This window comes from Affinibrenneria salicis (assembly GCF_008710095.1).
In genome coordinates, this window is sequence record NZ_VYKJ01000012.1 from 19,547 (window position 1) to 38,004 (window position 18,458).

Below are 18,458 nucleotides of genomic sequence, written 5' to 3' on the forward strand. Positions count from 1 at the left end.
ACATGCCGACAGTGTGCCTTCTTGCGATGTTTTTATATTAATCACTTAATATTCAATGTGATAAAAATTGGCACAATTAATGCTATCTGCCGGTATCCCTGACAAATGAGTGATTAATGATGACCATTTCAGAATTAAGCGAGAAAGCGGAACTGATCGCTGAACGTCAGCGTCGCCTGCAGTCGCACTGGCATACCTACGGCAACACGTTGGTTCAGGCGATTACCCTGTCGAAATACAAGCTGCACCACGTCATTAACTGCGAGCCGCAGGACGGTCTGTGTTTCTGGCTGTTCAACCATTTCGTTCTGCGCGTCGACAAAGATCAGGGCTTCAACGCCCACACCATCGACTACCGGCTGGAAAGCCGCGAAGGCGGCGAAAGCCTGCGTATCGCCAGCGCGCGGCTGGATAACGACGGCCTGCTGGACGGCGGCATCGATATTCGCAACCGGGATAAAGTGCTTGAGCACTATCTGGCAAAGATCGGCCCGGTTTACGACTGCCTGTGGCAGGCCATGCAGAGCGATACCGCGCTCACGTTGAGCGCCATTGCGCCGGCCCTGAGCCGCGCTTCTCAGGCCTGAAAAGGCGGTGTCGGGCACACTGTCGAAATTGACGGCGGCCGACACGTTTTCGTCAAAAATGACCAGCACCTGAGGAATCCCCGGTGAATCGTTTTGTAATTGCTGACTCCACGCTCTGTATCGGCTGCCATACCTGCGAAGCCGCCTGTGCAGAGACCCATCGCTATCACGGTCTGCAGGCGTTGCCGCGCCTGAAAGTGATGCGCAATGAAAAAGAATCCGCCCCGCAGCTCTGTCACCACTGCGAAGACGCTCCCTGCGCGCAGGTGTGCCCGGTCAACGCGATTACCCGCGTGGACGGAGCCGTCCAGCTCAATGAGAGTCTGTGCGTAAGCTGCAAGCTGTGCGGCATCAGTTGCCCGTTCGGCGTCATCGACGTCGCCGGCAGCCAGCCGCTCGATATTCCCGCCAACGTCAACAGCCCGAAAGCGCCGCCGGCGCCTTCCGCTCCCGCGCGCGTGAGTCCGTTTCTTGACTGGACGCCGGGCGTGCGCGCCGTCGCCGTGAAATGCGATCTGTGCAGTTTCGACGAGGGCGGTCCGGCCTGTGTGCGCACCTGCCCAACCAATGCCCTGCGTGTGGTCGATAATCACGACCTCGCCAGCGTCAGCCGGCGCAAACGCGAACTGGCCATCAATGTGGATTTCGGCGCTCTCTCGCTGCCGGAGCTTCGCGGAGGAAAACAATGAGTGTCATCACCCTGACGACGGCCGCGCTGGCCTGCTTCGCGCTGGCGGCGCTGCTGGCCTTCGTGCTGTCGTTTCATCAATCGCTGAGCGGCCTGTTGGCCGGACTCGGCGGCGCCTGCGGCGCGCTGTGCGCGCTGGCGGCGGGCTTTCAACTATTGACCGGTCTGGCCGCGCCGCAAAGCGCGCTGCTGTTCGGCGCGTTTGCCGTCCAGCTCAATCCGCTGAACGCCGTCTGGCTGCTGACCCTCGGGCTGCCGGGATTGTTTATCTGCCTGTTTTCGATCGTGTCGCTGCGGCGCGAACGCATGCGCGCCGCCGGCTGGCTGATCAACCTGTTGCTGGCCGCCGCGCTGTTGACGATCATCGCGGACAACCTCGCGATGCTGGTGCTGATGGCTGAGATCATGACGCTGTGCGGCGTATTCCTGACCGGCGACAGCGCCTTCGGCAAGCTGTGGTTCGCGCTCGGCCGGCTCGGTACGCTGCTGCTGGTCGTGACCTGCTGGCTGCTCTGGAAGCAGTACGGCACGCTTGATTTCGCGCTGCTGCATCAACAGAGCGGCGAGCAGCCGTTCGGCGTCGCCGTCTGGCTGTGCGGTCTGGCCGGGTTCGGCCTGCTAGCGGGGATTATTCCGCTGCACGGCTGGGTGCCGCAGGCGCACGCCGGCGCCGGCGCGCCCGCCGCGGCGCTGTTTTCCGCGCTGGTGATGAAAGTGGGGCTGTACGGCATGCTGATGCTGACGCTGGCCAGCGGCACGGTGCCGCTCTGGTGGGGCGTCCTGCTGCTGGCGTTCGGCATGCTGACCGCCTTTATCGGCGGGCTGTACGCGCTGATGGAGCACCATATCAACCGCCTGCTGGCGTACCACACGCTGGAAAACATCGGCATCATTCTATTGGGGCTCGGCGCCGGGGTAACCGGTATGGCGCTCAACGAACCGGCATTAATCGCGCTGGGGCTGACCGGCGGCCTGTATCATCTGTTCAACCACAGCCTGTTTAAAACCACGCTGCTGCTCGGCGCCGGCGCGGTATGGCATCGCACCGGTCTGCACGATATCGAAAAACTGGGCGGCATCGGTAAGCGTATGCCGCTGATTTCCCTCTCGATGCTGGTGGGGTTGATGGCGATGGCGGCGCTGCCGCCGCTCAACGGCTTTGCCGGCGAGTGGGTCATCTACCAGTCCTTTTTCCGCCTCGGCGCGCTGCCGTCGTTTATCACCCGCCTGATTGGGCCGATGCTGGCGGTCGGGCTGGCGATTACCGGCGCGCTGGCGGTGATGTGCATGGCGAAAGTGTATGGCGTGACCTTCCTCGGCGCGCCGCGCACCCCGCAGGCGCAGAACGCGCAAAACGCCCCCTGGTTGATGACTCTGTGCGTCGGGCTGCCGGCGCTGTGCTGCGTGGCCGGCGGAGTGGCGGCGCCCTGGCTGCTGCCGCTGCTCGGCCATGCGGTGCCGCTGCCGCTGGCGACCGCCGATACCGGCGTTTCTCAGCCGCTGATCGCGTTGCTGTTGATGTCCACGCTGTTGCTGCCGCTGCTGCTGATGGTCTGCCTGCGCGGCGATCGTCTGGCGAGTCGTCGCCGCGGCATGGCGTGGGTGTGCGGCTACGACCACGATCAGGCGATGGTGATCACCGCCCACGGTTTCGCCGCGCCGGTCAAACTGGCCTTCGCGCCCTTTATGACGCTGCGCAAGGTGTTTAACCCGGCGCGCTGGCTGCCCGGCTGGAACTGCGCCGCCTTGCCTGGCCTGTTCCGTCGGCTGGCCGCCATCGAACTGGCGGTGCTGGTCGTCATCATTATTTCCCGGGGAGTCTGAGATGAATAACCTCTTTTTGGGGCTGGTACAGGCGCTGGCGCTGTTTGCCGGCGCGCCGCTGCTGGCCGGCGTGACGCGCGTCCTGCGCGCCAGACTGCACAACCGGCGCGGTCCCGGCCTGCTGCAGGAGTACCGCGACCTGTTCAAGTTGCTGAAGCGCCAGAGCGTGGCGCCCGCGGCCTCCGGCTGGGTGTTCCGCTTCACCCCCTTTGCCACGATCGGCGTGATGCTGACCGTCGCCACCGCGCTGCCGGTGGTCACGCTTTACGCGCCGCTGGCGCCGCTCGGCGATCTGATCACCTTGATCTATCTGTTCGCCATCGCGCGCTTTTTCTTTGCCATCGGCGGGTTGGATACCGGCAGCCCGTTTACCGGTCTTGGCGCCAGCCGCGAGTCGATGCTCGGCGTGCTGGTGGAGCCGATTTTGCTGCTGAGCCTGTGGGTGACCGCACAGCTGGCCGGCTCCACCCACATCAGCAACATCGCCGCGCTGGTGCGGCGCTGGCCGGTCGACGATAGCCTGGCGCTGGGGCTGGCGATGGCGGCCTGCGCGTTCGCCACCTTTATCGAGATGGGCAAACTGCCGTTCGACCTGGCCGAAGCGGAGCAGGAACTGCAGGAAGGGCCGCTGTCCGAATACAGCGGCGCCGGCTTTGCGCTGATGAAGTGGGGCGTCAGTCTGAAACAGCTGGTGGTGCTGCAAATGTTTGTCGGCGTGTTTGTGCCGTGGGGGCAAATGAGCGAGTGGAGCGTCGCCGGCCTGGCGATCGCCGTGCCGCTGGCGCTGCTGAAATTGCTGATCGGCGTGCTGATTATCGCGCTGTTTGAAAACAGCATGGCGCGTCTGCGCTTTGTGGCGACGTCGCGCGTTACCTGGGCCGGCTTCGGCCTGGCCTTTCTGGCTTTCGTCTCCTTGCTGGCGGCGTGATTGAAGAGAACTGAATAATGTGTGAAGAAAAACTGGGTCAACACTATCTCGCCGCGCTGCACCAGGCCTTTCCCGGCGTGGTGCTGGACGAAGCCTGGCAAACCCGCGATCAGCTGACCATTACCGTAAAGCTTAATTATCTGCCCGAGGTGGTGGAGTTCCTGTACTACCGACAGGGCGGCTGGCTGTCTGTACTGTTCGGCAACGACGAACGCCGGCTGTGCGGCAATTATGCGCTCTATTACGTGCTGTCGATGGAACAGGGAACAAAGTGCTGGATCACGGTGCGGGTGGAAGTCGACGCCGATAAACCGGAGTTCCCGTCGGTGACGCCGCGCGTGCCGGCCGCGGTGTGGGGCGAACGCGAGGTGCGCGATATGTACGGGCTGATCGCGGTCGGGCTGCCGGACGAACGACGTCTGGTGCTGCCGGACGACTGGCCGGACGATCTCTATCCGCTGCGTAAAGACAGCATGGATTACCGTCAGCGCCCGGCGCCGACCACCGATCGCGAAACCTATCAGTTCGTCAACGAACTGGGCGATAAGAAAAACAATGTCGTGCCGATCGGCCCGCTGCACGTCACTTCCGACGAGCCCGGCCATTTCCGGCTGTTCGTCGACGGCGAAAACATTGTCGATGCCGACTACCGCCTGTTCTACGTGCACCGCGGTATGGAAAAGCTGGCCGAGACGCGCATGGGCTACAACGAAGTCACCTTTCTGTCGGACCGGGTGTGCGGCATTTGCGGCTTTGCCCATAGCACGGCCTATACCACGTCGGTGGAAAATTCGATGGGCATCGTGGTGCCGGAGCGCGCCCAGATGATCCGCGCCATCCTGCTGGAGGTGGAACGTCTGCACAGTCACTTGCTCAATCTGGGGTTAGCCTGCCATTTCGTCGGTTTCGACTCCGGTTTTATGCAGTTTTTCCGCGTGCGCGAATCGTCGATGAAAATGGCGGAGATTCTTACCGGCGCGCGTAAGACTTACGGTCTGAATCTGATCGGCGGCATCCGCCGCGATCTGCTGAAAGACGATATGACGCAGACGCGGGCGCTGGCGCAACAGATGCGGCGCGAAGTGCGCGATCTGGTGGATATTCTGCTCAGCACGCCGAATATCGAACAGCGTACGGTGGGCATCGGCCGCCTTGATCCGCAGATCGCGCGCGATTTCAGTAACGTCGGCCCGATGGTGCGCGCCAGCGGCCACGCCCGCGATACCCGCGCCGATCACCCGTTCGTCGGCTATGGTCTGCTGCCGATGACGGTGCACAGCGAACAGGGTTGCGATGTAATTTCACGACTGAAGGTGCGCATCAATGAGGTTTTCACCGCGCTGAATATGATCGATTTCGGTCTGGACAACCTGCCCGGCGGCCCGCTGTTGGTGGAAGGCTTTACCTATATCCCGCACCGCTTCGCGCTCGGCTTCGCCGAAGCGCCGCGCGGCGACGATATCCACTGGAGCATGACCGGCGACAACCAAAAGCTCTACCGCTGGCGCTGCCGCGCCGCGACCTACGCCAACTGGCCGACGCTGCGCTACATGCTGCGCGGCAATACCGTTTCCGATGCGCCGCTGATTATCGGCAGCCTGGATCCGTGCTACTCGTGCACCGATCGTATGACGGTGGTGGATGTGCGCAAGAAGAAAAGCCAGGTGGTGCCGTACAAAGAGCTGGAGCGCTACGGCATCGAGCGCCGGAATTCGCCGTTGAAATAATTTTGTCGCCTTTTCGACACGCCCGCCGCGCGTTTGTCGCGCGGCGGAGAGACGGCGAAAGGGGTAACCGGAGTCATCATGTTTAACTTCATTAAAAAAGCGTTAAAAACCGGAGTGGTCACGGAGGCGTATCCGCTGCAGCCCGTCGCGGTGGATCCTAATTTTCGCGGCAAACCGCAGCATAATCCGGCGCAGTGCATCGGCTGCGCGGCCTGCGTCAATGCCTGCCCGTCCAACGCGCTCACGGTGAGCACGGATATCGCCAACGAGCGGTTGAACTGGCAGTTCAATCTGGGGCGCTGCATTTTCTGCGGCCGTTGCGAAGAGGTCTGCCCGACGGCGGCGATCAAACTGTCGCAGGAGTATGAGCTGGCGGTATGGAACAAGGATGATTTTCTGCAGCAGGCGAGTTTCGATCTTTGCAACTGCCGCGTCTGCGCGCAGCCGTTCGCGGTGCAAAAAGAGATCGATTACGCCATCGCGCTGCTGGAACACAACGGCGACAGCCAGGCGCAGGCGCGGCGCGCCGGTTTCGAAACCTGTCCGGCGTGTAAGCGTCGTCAGGATCTGGCGTCATCCGAACGCATTAATTTCACTCGTGAACTGAAGGAGGTCATCTGATGACGGATCTCATCGGCCCGCGCGACGCGAACGGCATCCCCGTGCCGGTAACGGTGGATGAATCCATCGCCCGCATGAAAACGTCGCTGCTGAAAAACATTAAACGTTCGGCCTATGTTTACCGCGTGGACTGCGGCGGCTGCAACGGCTGCGAAATCGAAATTTTCGCCACGCTTTCGCCGCTGTTCGATGCCGAACGCTTCGGCATCAAGGTGGTGCCGTCGCCGCGCCACGCCGACATTCTGTTGTTTACCGGCGCGGTGACCCGCGCCATGCGTTCGCCGGCGCTGCGCGCCTGGGAATCGGCGCCGGACCCGAAAATCTGCATCTCTTACGGCGCCTGCGGCAACAGCGGCGGGATTTTCCACGATCTCTACTGCGTGTGGGGCGGTACCGACAAGATCGTGCCGGTGGACGTCTATATCCCAGGCTGCCCGCCGACCCCGGCCGCGACGCTGTACGGTTTCGCCATGGCGCTGGGGCTGCTGGAGCAGAAAATTCACGCGCGCGCGCCGGGCGAAGAGGACAACCAGCCCGTGCAGCTACTGCAGCCGCAAATGGTGCAGCCGCTGCGCGTGCGCATCGAACGCGCCGCCCGGCGTCTGGCGGGTTATCGCTATGGCCGCCAGATCGCCAACGATTTTATCAGCCGCCTGTCTGCCGGCAATGACGGCGTGGCGAACTGGCTGGCGCAGGAAAACGATCCGCGCCTGAGCGAAATTGTTTCCCGCCTGAGCGCGGTGGTGGAACGGGAGCGAATCCGATGAGCGAGACTGTGCTGTTTAGTCAGCTGTGCCGCAAGTTTGTCGACGAAAATGACGATACGCCGGCCCAGGCGCAGCAGGTGGTGTATTACAGCCTGGCGATCGGCCACCATCTGGGCGTGATCGACTGTCTGCAGCCGGCGCTGAGTTGTCCGTTTGATGCCTATCGGAACTGGATCGCCACGCTGGAAGCCGGCAGCGACGCGCGGCGCAAGATGGAGGGCGTGCCGCGCTACGGGGAAATCGTCATCGATCAGAATCATGTGACGATGCTGGCCCGCGCCTTTGACGCCGCGCTGGCCGGACAAAACGCCGAACAGCAAGCGTGGAGCCGCAGATTGCTCAATTTGCTACAGGCCATCCAGCAGGAACCGGCGATTTATGTCATGGTCAGGAGGCTGCATGACTGATGTATTGCTGTGCGTCGGCAACAGCATGATGGGCGATGACGGCGCCGGTCCTTTGCTGGCCGAAAAATGCCGCGCCGTACCGCCGGGCGACTGGCGGGTGTTCGACGGCGGCAGCGTGCCGGAAAACGAGATTGCCGCCATTCGCGCGCTTCATCCCGTGCGGCTGCTGATCGTCGACGCCACCGACATGGGGCTTAATCCCGGCGAGATCCGCATCGTCGATCCGGACGACATCGCGGAGATGTTTATGATGACCACCCACAATATGCCGCTCAATTATCTGATCGATCAGCTGCGGGATGATGTGGGCGAGGTGATTTTCCTCGGCATCCAGCCGGATATCGTCGGTTTTTATTATCCGATGACCGCGGCGATCGCGCGGGCGGTTGAGACGGTATATCGACGGCTGGCGGACTGGCGGGGCAACGGCGGATTTGAGGCGCTGTAGGCGACGGCGCGCGTCGCGCCGCTGTCACGTCCGTCGACACAAGTGTCGATGACACGGCGCCGATACCGACCTTATCTTTAAATATTGTTTAAAATCATATAATTAAAAGTTGGCATGAATTGTGTATAACAGAGGCATTACGTCCATAGCCGGAGAACACTGTGAACCGTTTCATCATTGCTGACGCAGGCAAATGTATTGGCTGTCGCACTTGCGAAGTGGCCTGCGTGGTTTCGCACCAGGAAAACCAGGACTGCTCGGCGCTGACGCCGCAAACGTTCTTGCCGCGTATTCACGTGATTAAAAGCGTGAATGTTTCTACCGCCACCATGTGCCGCCAGTGTGAAGACGCGCCCTGCGCCAATGTGTGCCCGAACGGCGCCATTAGCCGCGACGACGATTTCGTGCATGTGCACCAGGAACGCTGCATCGGCTGCAAAACCTGCGTGGTGGCCTGCCCCTACGGCGCGATGGAAGTGGTGGTTCGTCCCGTCGTGCGCAACAGCGGGGCGGGGCTTAACGTACAGGCGGAAAAAGCCGAAGCCAATAAATGCGATCTCTGCTATCAGCGTGAAGAGGGACCGGCCTGCATGGCGGTCTGCCCGACCAAAGCGATTGTGTGTATCGATCGCGGCAAGCTCGAACAACTGAGCGCAGAACGCCGCCGCCGTGCGGCACTGGATGGTCTTTCCACGCTGATTTTTTAAATCGCGCGCTTTCAACTTTTGATAACAGGTCTGTTAGTGATGAAAAAAATCACCAGCGTTTGCCCGTACTGCGGTGCGGGCTGCAAACTGAAACTCGTCGTAGACAACAACAAAATCCTGCGCGCGGAAGCGGCGCCCGGAGTCACCAATCAGAGCGAGTTGTGCCTGAAAGGCTACTACGGCTGGGATTTCCTCAACGACACTAAACTGCTTACGCCGCGGCTGACGCAGCCGATGATCCGCCTGCAAAAAGGCGGCAAACTGACGCCGGTTTCCTGGGATGAGGCCATTCGCTACACCGCGCAACGGCTGGCGGAAATCAAAGCTAAATACGGGCCGCGCGCCATCATGACCACCGGTTCCTCACGCGGCACAGGCAATGAAACCAACTATGTCATGCAGAAGTTCGCCCGCGCGGTGCTGAACACCAACAACGTCGACTGCTGCGCCCGCGTCTGCCACGGCCCTTCCGTGGCCGGCCTGCAGGCGGTGCTGGGCAACGGCGCGATGAGCAACTCGATCGAAGATATCGAAAATTCTAAATGTCTGCTGGTGGTCGGCTACAATTGCGCCGACTCCCACCCGATCGTGGCGCGCCGCGTGCTGAAAGCGAAGCAAAACGGTGCCAAAATCATTGTGTGCGATCCGCGTAAAATTGAAACCGCGCGTATCGCCGACCAGCATCTGCAAATCCATAACGGCTGCAATATGGCGCTGGTCAACGCCTTCGCTTACGTGCTGCTGGAAGAGAATCTCTACGATAAAGAGTACGTGGCCCGCTATAGCGAAGGGTTCGACGCTTATCGGGAAAACGTGAAGGATTACGCGCCGGAAGCGGTGGAGGAATTGACCGGCGTTTCGGCGCAGCAAATCCGCCAGGCGATGCGCACTTACGCCGCGGCGCCTTCCGCCACCATCATGTGGGGCATGGGGGTAACGCAGTTCGGCCAGGCGGTGGACGTGGTGAAAGGGCTGGCCAGTCTGGCGCTGCTGACCGGCAATCTGGGCCGCGAGCACGTGGGCGTCGGCCCGGTGCGCGGCCAGAATAATGTGCAGGGCGCGTGCGATATGGGCGTACTGCCTAATTTGTTCCCCGGCTATCAGGACGTCACCGATGCCGATATGCGGGCCAAATTCGCCCACGCCTGGGGCATCGACCCGGCGGTGATGGACGACAAAGTCGGCGTGCGCATTACCGAGGTGCCGCACCTGGCGCTGGAGGGCAAAGTTAAAGCCTATTACATCATGGGCGAAGACCCGCTGCAGACCGAAGCCGATCTGGGGCTGGTGCGTAAAGGCATCGAGGCGCTGGATTTCCTGGTAGTGCAGGATATTTTCATGACCAAAACCGCCGAGGTCGCCGACGTGTTGCTGCCCGCCACCTCCTGGGGCGAGCACGGCGGGGTGTTTACCTGCGCCGATCGCGGCTTCCAGCGTTTCGAAAAAGCCATCGAGGCGAAATATAACGTTAAGCGCGACTGGGAAATCATCAGTCTGATCGCCACGGAGATGGGCTACCCGATGCATTACGAGTCCAATCAGCAAATCTGGGACGAAATGCGCGAACTCTGCCCGCTGTTCTACGGGGTGACTTACGAAAAAATGGGCGATATGGGGCACGTTCAGTGGCCGTGTCCGACGCTTGAGCACACCGGTACGCCGTATCTCTATCAGGGCAACAAGTTCGACACCCCGAGCGGCAAAGGCCAGCTGTTCGCCGCGCCGTGGCGCGCGCCGGCGGAGAGTCCCGACGCCGAGTATCCGCTGGTGCTGTGCACCGTGCGTGAAGTCGGCCACTACTCCTGCCGCTCTATGACCGGCAACTGCGCGGCGCTGCAAACGCTGGCCGATGAGCCGGGCTTTATGCAGATCAACCCGCAGGACGCCGAGCGTCTGGGGATTAAAGACCGCGAGTTGGTATGGGTGAGTTCGCGGCGCGGCAAGGTGATCAGCCGTGCCGACGTGAACGAACGCATTAATAAAGGTTCGGTCTACATGACCTATCAGTGGTGGATCGGCGCCTGTAATGAGCTGACGCAGGACAATCTCGATCCGATTTCCAAAACGCCGGAAACCAAGTACTGCGCGGTGAAGGTCGAAACCATCGCCGATCAGGCCTGGGCGGAAAACTACACGCAAACCACTTACACCGAGATGAAGGCCCGACTGCGGGACGCCGCTTCGGCGTAAGCCTTTCCCGTTCGCGCGGGCCGTCGCGGCCCGCGCGCTTTCGACGATGAACGATAACGGTACGATTTTGCGCATTGAGGGCAAGGTGCAGGGCGTCGGCTTCCGGCCGCTGGTCTGGCAACTGGCTACTCGCCTGGGTCTGCACGGCGACGTCTGTAACGACGGCGGCGGCGTGGTGGTGCGTCTGGCGGGCGACGCCGGCGCGTTTATCGACGCGCTCCGGCGCGACTGCCCGCCCCTGGCGCGCATCGACCGCGTGTCGCGTCGCGCCTTTTGCTGGCCGGATCTGCCGCAGGCGTTCACTATTCGCCGGAGCGGCGGCGGCGCCATGACCACGCAAATTGCGCCGGATGCCGCTACTTGCCCGGCCTGTCTGCGGGAACTGAACGATCCGCGCGATCCGCGCTATCGCTATCCGTTTATTAACTGCACCCACTGCGGACCGCGTTTCACCATCATCCGGGCGATGCCCTATGACCGACCCGCCACCGTGATGGCGGCGTTCCCGCTCTGCCCTGACTGCGCGGCGCAATACCGCGCGCCGGCCGACCGGCGCTTTCACGCTCAGCCGCTGGCCTGCCCGCAGTGTGGGCCGCAGCTGACGTGGGTCGCGCCCCATCGGCAGGCCGACAGGCAGGCCGCCTTACAGGCGGCGCTCGGCGCGCTGCGCGCCGGCGACATCGTCGCCATTAAAGGCGTGGGCGGTTTCCATCTGGCCTGCGACGCCGCTAACGACGCGGCGGTCGCGCGCTTGCGCGCGCGCAAGCGCCGGCCGGCCAAACCGCTGGCGGTGATGCTGCCGCGCGCCGACGGGCTGCCGGCCGATGCCGTCGCGCTGCTCGCCAGCGCGGCCGCGCCGATTGTGCTGGTCGACAAAACGTATCTGCCGGCACTGAGCGCCGCCATCGCGCCGGGACGCAATGAGGTGGGCGTCATGCTGCCCGCCAACCCGCTGCAGCATTTGTTGATGCAGGATATCGGCCGGCCGCTGGTGATGACCTCTGGCAACCTGAACGGCCGTCCGCCGGCGCTGACCAACCGGCAGGCGCAGACGCAGCTGGCGGGGATAGCCGACGGCTTGCTGCTGCACAATCGCGACATTCTGCAGCGGATGGACGATTCGGTAATGCGCGCCGACGGTGAAATGCTGCGCCGCGCCCGCGGCTTTGTGCCGGACGCGTTGCCGCTGCCGCCGGGTTTCGGGCCCGTGCCGGCCACGCTCTGTCTGGGCGCGGAGCTGAAGAACGCCTTTGCGCTGGTGCGCGACGGCGAGGTACTGCTGAGCCAGCACCTGGGCGATCTCGGCCAGCCGGAGACGGAAGCCCAGTGGCGTCGGACGCTGAGCCTGATGTGCGACATTTACCAGTTCAACGCGCAGCGCATCGCCCTGGACGCGCACCCCGGCTATCGCGGCGCCGAATTCGCGGCGCAGAGCGGCCTGCCGGGCGAGCGCATTCTGCATCACCATGCCCATGCCGCCGCCTGCCTGGCGGAGCACGGCTGGCCGCTCGACGGCGGCGAGGTTATCGCTCTGACGCTCGACGGCATCGGCTACGGCGAAGACGGCCAGCTATGGGGCGGAGAATGTCTGCGGCTGGATTATCGTCGCTGCCGTCGGCTGGCCGGATTGCCGGCGGTGGCGCTGCCCGGCGGCGATCTCGCCGCGCGTCAGCCGTGGCGTAATCTGCTGGCGCAGTTTCTCGACTTTGTGCCCGACTGGCAGCAGCGGCCGGAAGCGGCCGCCGTTCTGCGTCAACGCTGGCAGCCGCTGGCGCGCGCGGTGGAGCGGGGCATCAACGCGCCGCGCGCCTCGTCCGCCGGTCGATTGTTCGATGCGGCGGCGGCGGCGCTGGGCTGCGTGGCGCAGGCGCAGAGCTACGAAGGCGAAGCCGCCTGCCGGCTGGAAGCGCTGGCGGCGCAGGGCGGACCGGTGGACCATCCGGTTACGCTGCCGCTGCTCGACGGCCGGCCGGATATGGCCGCCTTCTGGCGTCAGTGGCTTAACTGGCGCGCCGATGATCGCGCCCGGGCCTGGGCGTTTCACGACGCGCTGGCGATGGGGTTTGCGGCGCTGGTACGCCATTATGCCGGACCGATCAACACCGTCGTCTGCGGCGGCGGCGTGTTTCACAATCGCCTGCTGCGCGCGCGGCTGGCCGCCCGGCTGTCTGATTTCGAACTGTTGTTCCCGCACCGTTTACCGGCCGGGGATGGCGGTATTGCCTTTGGGCAGGCGGCGATCGCCGCCGCCCGTTTTTTGTCATAACAGGATAACGTCATGATTAACTCGCTGTGTCGTCAACACCCGCGCGCGCTGGCGCTGCTTTCGGTTCTGGTCGTCGCTAATCTCGCCGCCTGGCTCTGGGCTTTCAACGCTTTCCATCATAGTTCCGCGCTGATGGCGGCCAGCCTGCTGGCCTGGTGCTACGGGCTGCGCCACGCGGTGGACGCGGACCATATCGCGGCCATCGACAATGTCACGCGTAAAATGATGCAACAGGGCAAACGCCCTTACGGCGTGGGCGCCTGGTTCTCGCTCGGCCACTCCAGTATTGTGCTGCTGGCTTCTGCCGCCATTGCCGCCGCCGCCGCAGCCTTTCAGCGCGATATGGCATGGTTTCACGAGGTCGGCGGGGTAATCGGCACCGCGGTGTCGGCCGTGTTCCTGTTGGCGATGGCGCTGGTCAACCTGGTGATTCTGCGCGGCGTATGGCGTACTTTCCGCCAGCTAAAACGCGGCGAGCCGCTGAGCCGGCAGGCGGATGATTTGGCCGGCGGCGGACTGATGAGCTGGCTGTTTCGCTCTACCTTCAGGCTGATCGGCAAAAGCTGGCATATGTATCTGGTCGGCTTCCTGTTCGGCCTGGGATTTGATACCGCCACCGAAGTCGGCGTGCTGGGTCTGTCGGCGGCCAGCGCTTCGAGCGGTATGTCGCTGTGGTCGATTCTGGTTTTCCCGGCGTTGTTCGCCAGCGGCATGGCGTTGATCGATACTCTTGATAACCTCATCATGGTGGGCGCCTACAGCTGGGCCTTTAACAAACCGCAGCGCAAGCTCTATTACAATATGACCATCACCGGCACTTCCGTCGTGGTCGCGCTGTTTATCGGCGGGCTGGAGGCGATCGGTCTGCTGATCGACCGGTTCGATTTGCGCGGCGGCATCTGGCAATGGCTGGCCGGCGTGAGCGACAATCTCGGCGACGCCGGCTTTGTGGTGGTGGGGCTGTTCGTCGCCATCTGGATCGTGTCGATTTTCAATTACCGACGCAAAGGTTACGATGCGCTGGTGGTGCGCTGAGTTCGTGCGCAGGTCGCCCCGGTCGGCCTGAAGACGTCAGCGACCGGAGCGATGAGAACAGGGGGGCGGTCGGGGATCACAGAATGGCCGGTTTGATCTGTTCCAGCCAGCCGTCGACCCGTTCCTCCGTCAGATCGAACTGATTATCCTGATCGAGAACCAGCCCGACGAAGCGGCCGTCCACCAGCGCGGCGGAGGCGGTAAATTCATAGCCCTCGTTCGGCCATTCGCCAATCACTTTCGCGCCGCGCTCAATCACCGCGTCATACAGCGTTTTCAGCGCGCTGACGAAGTTATCCGGGTAACACTGCTGGTCGCCCAGCCCGAACAGCGCCACGGTTTTGTCGCTGAGGTCGGCCGTCGCCAGCGTATCGGTAAATTCCATCCACGACTCACTTTCGCAGCCGGCGTCGACGCCCGGCAGCTGTCCTTCGCCCAGCGTGGGCGTTCCCAGCAGCAGCACCGGATAAGCGAGAAAGCTATCAAGCGTGGCGCGGTTGATGTTGACCGGCGCGTCCGCGACGTCGTCGCCCAATTTTTTCTGGATCATTTTGGCAATCTTGCGGGTTTTCCCCGTATCGGAACCAAAGAAAATACCAATGTTCGCCATAATACGCTCCTGATTGATAGAGAGTGGATTGATGTATTGACTTAATTGTTAACGGGAAAATGGCCATCCTCCGCGCGTCGCCCGCCGGCTTCGCGCATTGGCGCGATCATGCGTTGCGCCACGATGTTCTTCCCCTTCGTCATGCCCGCGGAGAATGGACTCTGCGCCTGTGTTGCGAATGCTGTGCCAACCCTGAGTTGCACATTAAATAAGCAATTCGCGCGTTAAATTGCGCGCTGCTGGGGCAAGCGTGGCGTTGTCGCGCGGGCGGCCCGGCGCGCCTGGCGCGATTCGGGCGAGAAAAACCGCATCCAGATCAATGTTCATGATGGTTAATGTATAAAGGGCGCAAGGTTTGCATGGTTATTCCGCGCCGCGCGTTTTTCGTTTGTGATGCCGGATTGCGCCACAAATTGTCGTAAAGCGGACATCATCGAACCTGTTCTGTGGGAGTTATGTCATGACGATGAATTTAATGGCGGGACCTTTTCCTTTAGGCGGGATCGCCAGCGCTTTATCCCGCCAGCATCCGCTGCTGTTTTCCACGGTGGTCGAGCAGTCGTCGGTCGCCATCTCGCTGACCGATCCCGCCGCCCGAATTGTATACACCAATCCGGCGTTTTGTCGCCTGACCGGCTACAGTCTGGCGCAGTTGCTGGGGCAGAACCACCGTATTCTGGCCAGCCAGCAGACGCCGAAGGCGCTCTATCGCGATATGTGGCAGGTGCTGCTGCAGGGCGGCGCCTGGCGCGGTCAGCTGATTAACCGGCGGCGCGACGGCAGCCTGTATCTGGCGGAGATCGATATCACGCCGATTTTCAATACCCAGGGGGACATCGAACATTTTTTGGCGATGCATCGCGATATCAGCGCCAGCTACGCGCTGGAGCAGCGCCTGCGCAACCATATGACATTAATCACCGCCGTGCTGAATAACATCCCGGCGGCGGTGGTGGTGGTGGACGAACAGGATCATGTGATTATGGATAATCTGGCTTATAAAACGCTGTGCGCCGATTGCGGTGGCCGTGAATTGCTGGCGGTGCTGGATTTTCCGCACAGTAAAAAAACGCTGCAGGAAGGTATTCCGCTGCCGGTGACGGTGCGCGGCGCGGTGCGCTGGCTGACGCTGGGCTTCTGGACGCTGCCGGGCGTCAGCGAGGAGGCCAGCCGCTACTTTACCGACAGCGGTCTGGCGCGCACGCTGATCGTGATGACCGACTGCACCGAGCAGCAGCAACAGCAACGGCAGGGGCGCATTGATCGTCTTAAACAGCAATTGACCAACGGCAAGCTGCTGGCGGCGATTCGCGAGTCGCTGGACGCCGCATTGATTCAATTGAACTGTCCGCTGAATATGCTGGCCGCCGCGCGCCGGCTCAACGGCGCGGATCGCAGCAATGTGGCGCTGGAGTCGGCCTGGCGCGAGGGTGAGGAGGCGGTGGCGCGCTTACAGGCCTGCCGGCCGTCGCTGGATTTCGAACCGGCGGACGAATGGCCGCTGCAGGATCTGCTGGACGACCTGAGCGCGCTGTATCACAGCCGTTTTATCGAGGGCGACACCCTGCAGTGCGAACTGGAGAATATGGATATTTGCGCGTTCGGACAGCGTACGCAGATTCTGGCCACCCTCAGCCTGTGGCTGGATCGCACGCTGTCGCTGGCGCAGGAAGTGCAGCCTTTCTCGCTGGCGGTGCATATTTTCGCCCGTCACGACAGCGGCTGGCTGGTGCTGTATATCGATGACAATGTCCCTCTTGCCCAGGTGCGCTATGCCCGTTCGTCCGCGGCGCTGACCACGCCGGGCAAAGGCATGGAGCTGCGTCTGATTCAGACGCTGGTCGCCCACCACCAGGGCGCCATCGATCTGACTTCGCGCGCGGGCGGCGGAACCTGTTTAACCCTGCGTCTACCGCTGGGATTGTCAGCGACAGGAGGCGGTAAATGACACATGTACCGGAAACGGGCAAAGTAGTCTGGCGGTTCGATCTGTCTCAGCAGTTCACCGCGTTGCAGCGAATCAGCGTGGTCCTCAGCCGTTCGATGGATATCAGCCAGACGCTGCAGTCGGTGTTGCGCGTGCTGCATGACGATGCTTTTATGCAACACGGCATGATCTGCCTGTTCGATAAACAGCGCGGCGCGCTGGCGGTTGAGGCGCTGCGCAGCGATGACGACCAGGTGATGGCCGGCGTGAACCAGGTACGCTACCGGCTCGGCGAAGGGTTGGTGGGGGCGGTGATGAATCAACGTCAGCCGCTGGTGCTGACGCGCGTGGCCGACGATCAGCGCTTTCTCGATCGGCTGAATATCTATGATTACAACCTGCCGTTTATCTGCGTGCCGATCTCCGGCGTCGAACAGCAGCCGATCGGCGTGCTGGCCGCGCAGCCGATGGCGCTGTATGAGGAGCGTCTGTCGGCCAGCGTCCGTTTTCTGGAGACGGTGGCCAACCTGGTGGCGCAGACCGTGCGGCTGATGCAGCCGGCGCGGCGCGAAGGCGTCCCGGTGGTCCAGGGCTCGCGACCGGTGAGCTGCAAGGTATCACGGCCGTTCGGCTTCGAAAATATGGTGGGGAAAAGCCCGGCGATGCGTCAGACCATGGATATTATTCGTCAGGTATCCAAATGGGACACTACCGTGCTGGTGCGCGGCGAAAGCGGCACCGGAAAGGAGTTGATCGCCAACGCCATTCACTATAATTCGCCGCGTTCGGCTGCGCCCTTCGTCAAGTTCAACTGCGCCGCGCTGCCGGACAACCTGCTGGAGAGCGAACTGTTCGGCCATGAAAAAGGCGCCTTTACCGGCGCGGTCAGGCAGCGTAAAGGGCGGTTTGAGCTGGCGGACGGCGGCACGCTGTTTTTGGATGAAATCGGCGAAAGCAGCGCCTCTTTCCAGGCCAAACTGCTGCGCATCCTGCAGGAAGGCGAGATGGAGCGGGTCGGCGGCGATGAAACCCTGCGCGTCGACGTGCGCATTATCGCCGCCACCAACCGCAACCTGGAAGAGGAAGTGCGGGCGGGCAATTTTCGCGAGGATTTGTACTACCGACTGAATGTGATGCCGGTGACGTTGCCGCCGCTGCGCGAACGGCAGGAAGATATTATCGAGCTGGCGCATTTTCTGGTGAAGAAAATCGCGTCCCATCAGGGACGGGCGCTGCGTATCAGCGACGGCGCGATCCGCCTGTTGCTGAGCTACAGCTGGCCGGGCAACGTGCGCGAGCTGGAAAATTGCCTTGAGCGGGCGGCGGTGATGACGGAGACCGGGCTGATCGATCGGGACGTGATCCTGTTTAATCACCATGAAAGCGTCCCGCTGGCCAGCAAACCGACCAGCCAGCCGCCGGCGGCGGAAGAGAGCTGGCTCGACCCGAACCTCGATGAGCGTCAGCGCCTGATCGCCGCGCTGGAAAAGACCGGCTGGGTGCAGGCCAAAGCGGCGCGCCTGCTGGGCATGACGCCGCGTCAGGTCGCCTACCGGATCCAAATCATGGATATCAATATGCACCGCCTGTGACCGATACGGCATTGTGGTATTTGACACATTGTCAGCCCAATGCCGTAATCCTGACAAATCTTCCTCGCACAGTCATTTTTATTCGATTGTTTTATCTGTTTTTTTTTCGCATGGCTGACGGTATGGCTCTTGCA

General features: G+C 62.2%; 16 protein-coding genes. 15 read left to right on the top strand and 1 reads right to left on the bottom strand.

Annotation, left to right across the window (positions count from 1 at the left end):
- Nucleotides 1-119: 119 nt before the first annotated feature.
- The 13 genes from hycA (at nt 120) to FJU30_RS19745 (ending at nt 14,195) form a co-directional block, all read left to right on the top strand.
- Entirely contained in the window at nt 120-587 is a 468-nt protein-coding gene (gene hycA, locus FJU30_RS19685) for a formate hydrogenlyase regulator HycA (protein WP_150436834.1), read from the top strand.
- 83 nt (nt 588-670) lie between these two features.
- Nucleotides 671-1,276 carry a 4Fe-4S dicluster domain-containing protein gene (locus FJU30_RS19690; RefSeq protein WP_150436683.1) on the top strand — a complete coding sequence of 202 codons (606 nt, stop codon included), beginning with the start codon at nt 671-673 and terminating at the stop codon, nt 1,274-1,276.
- Nucleotides 1,273-3,099, top strand: a complete 1,827-nt coding sequence (hycC, locus tag FJU30_RS19695; protein ID WP_150436684.1) for a formate hydrogenlyase subunit 3 — start codon at nt 1,273-1,275, stop codon at nt 3,097-3,099. The genes FJU30_RS19690 and hycC overlap by 4 nt, the downstream gene beginning before the upstream one ends.
- Nucleotide 3,100: 1 nt before the next feature.
- Nucleotides 3,101-4,027: a respiratory chain complex I subunit 1 family protein gene (locus FJU30_RS19700; RefSeq protein ID WP_150436685.1), complete on the top strand. Its 927-nt coding sequence runs from the start codon at nt 3,101-3,103 to the stop codon at nt 4,025-4,027.
- 17 nt (nt 4,028-4,044) lie between these two features.
- Nucleotides 4,045-5,754, top strand: coding sequence for a hydrogenase large subunit (locus tag FJU30_RS19705; protein ID WP_150436686.1), 1,710 nt, complete (start codon nt 4,045-4,047; stop codon nt 5,752-5,754).
- Nucleotides 5,755-5,832: 78 nt separating this feature from the next.
- Complete coding sequence (locus tag FJU30_RS19710) at nt 5,833-6,375, top strand: formate hydrogenlyase complex iron-sulfur subunit (RefSeq protein ID WP_150436687.1); 543 nt, start codon at nt 5,833-5,835, stop codon at nt 6,373-6,375.
- Entirely contained in the window at nt 6,375-7,142 is a 768-nt protein-coding gene (locus FJU30_RS19715) for an NADH-quinone oxidoreductase subunit B family protein (protein ID WP_150436688.1), read from the top strand. Before FJU30_RS19710 ends, FJU30_RS19715 begins: the two co-directional genes overlap by 1 nt.
- Complete coding sequence (locus FJU30_RS19720; RefSeq protein ID WP_150436689.1) at nt 7,139-7,549, top strand: formate hydrogenlyase maturation HycH family protein; 411 nt, start codon at nt 7,139-7,141, stop codon at nt 7,547-7,549. The genes FJU30_RS19715 and FJU30_RS19720 overlap by 4 nt, the downstream gene beginning before the upstream one ends.
- On the top strand, nt 7,542-7,997 hold the full coding sequence (gene hycI / locus FJU30_RS19725; protein WP_150436690.1) for a hydrogenase maturation peptidase HycI: 456 nt from the start codon (nt 7,542-7,544) through the stop codon (nt 7,995-7,997). Before FJU30_RS19720 ends, hycI begins: the two co-directional genes overlap by 8 nt.
- 161 nt (nt 7,998-8,158) lie before the next feature.
- Nucleotides 8,159-8,704 (top strand): electron transport protein HydN, encoded by a 546-nt coding sequence (gene hydN, locus FJU30_RS19730; RefSeq protein ID WP_150436691.1) that lies wholly within the window; start codon nt 8,159-8,161, stop codon nt 8,702-8,704.
- A gap of 39 nt (nt 8,705-8,743) precedes the next feature.
- Nucleotides 8,744-10,894: a formate dehydrogenase subunit alpha gene (fdhF, locus tag FJU30_RS19735; RefSeq protein WP_150436692.1), complete on the top strand. Its 2,151-nt coding sequence runs from the start codon at nt 8,744-8,746 to the stop codon at nt 10,892-10,894.
- A 46-nt stretch (nt 10,895-10,940) separates the two neighbouring features.
- On the top strand, nt 10,941-13,160 hold the full coding sequence (gene hypF / locus FJU30_RS19740; protein ID WP_150436693.1) for a carbamoyltransferase HypF: 2,220 nt from the start codon (nt 10,941-10,943) through the stop codon (nt 13,158-13,160).
- Between the two features lie 12 nt (nt 13,161-13,172).
- On the top strand, nt 13,173-14,195 hold the full coding sequence (locus FJU30_RS19745; protein ID WP_150436694.1) for a HoxN/HupN/NixA family nickel/cobalt transporter: 1,023 nt from the start codon (nt 13,173-13,175) through the stop codon (nt 14,193-14,195).
- 76 nt (nt 14,196-14,271) lie between these two features.
- Here the strand turns inward: FJU30_RS19745 and FJU30_RS19750 are convergent, their stop codons facing one another.
- Nucleotides 14,272-14,805, bottom strand: a complete 534-nt coding sequence (locus FJU30_RS19750; protein ID WP_150436695.1) for a flavodoxin — start codon at nt 14,803-14,805, stop codon at nt 14,272-14,274.
- Between the two features lie 460 nt (nt 14,806-15,265).
- Here FJU30_RS19750 and FJU30_RS19755 point away from each other — a divergent pair, with 460 nt between their 5' ends.
- On the top strand, nt 15,266-16,753 hold the full coding sequence (locus tag FJU30_RS19755; RefSeq protein WP_150436696.1) for a PAS domain S-box protein: 1,488 nt from the start codon (nt 15,266-15,268) through the stop codon (nt 16,751-16,753).
- Complete coding sequence (gene nifA / locus FJU30_RS19760) at nt 16,750-18,324, top strand: nif-specific transcriptional activator NifA (RefSeq protein ID WP_150436697.1); 1,575 nt, start codon at nt 16,750-16,752, stop codon at nt 18,322-18,324. Before FJU30_RS19755 ends, nifA begins: the two co-directional genes overlap by 4 nt.
- The last annotated feature ends 134 nt before the right edge of the window (nt 18,325-18,458 follow it).